This is a genomic window from Paenibacillus sp. 01L418, from assembly GCF_056400045.1.
This window is the reverse complement of record NZ_JBFTSN010000861.1, coordinates 1-627: the sequence shown is the minus strand read 5'-3', so window position 1 is coordinate 627 and position 627 is coordinate 1. Positions and strand designations below refer to the sequence as shown.

Here is a 627-nt window from a genome sequence, read left to right as displayed (position 1 = left end):
CCATCTGGCTTAATAGCCAAACCGTCAACTGCTTCTTCTAAAAGTACTGTAATATGCTGAAACACGCCTAAGCCCTCCATTCTTGTTGTCTATTCTAGAAGTTGAAATCGAAATCAACGAGCTTTTCGGCGATTTCGTTAAAGGTTTGTTCGGATTGTTCGTAATAACCGTCCCAAGTCTGCTTGCTCCAAATTTCCACGCGACTAGAAACGCCGAGCACCATGCAATCCTTGTCCAGCTTCGCATATTCACGAAGATGGCTAGGTATATTTACCCTTCCCTGTTTATCCAGCTCACATTCGGTTGCTCCGGAAAAGAAAAACCGGGTAAATGCACGCGCATCTGATTTCATAAGAGGCAATGTTTTTAGCTTTTGCTCCAAAACAGTCCACTCACTCATGGGATATACGAATAAGCAATTATCTAATCCACGGGTTGCAATAAACGAGGCTCCAAGCGATTCGCGGAATTTCGAAGGTATGATGATTCGGCCTTTCTCATCAATGCTATGTTGATATTCACCCATAAACATGACTTTGAACCACCCCTTCCCCTATTTCCACCACTTTGCCCCACTTTTCCCCACCTAGTAACAGTAGTTCGCCACCTAAAATAAAAATCCTGCTC

At 43.7% G+C, this 627-nt stretch carries 1 protein-coding gene; it reads right to left on the bottom strand.

Going from position 1 to position 627, the window contains the following annotated elements:
* Window positions 1-94: 94 nt before the first annotated feature.
* Window positions 95-532 carry a division/cell wall cluster transcriptional repressor MraZ gene (mraZ, locus tag AC1DSE_RS36160; protein WP_076268151.1) on the bottom strand — a complete coding sequence of 146 codons (438 nt, stop codon included), beginning with the start codon at window positions 530-532 and terminating at the stop codon, window positions 95-97.
* Between the last annotated feature and the right edge of the window lie 95 nt (window positions 533-627).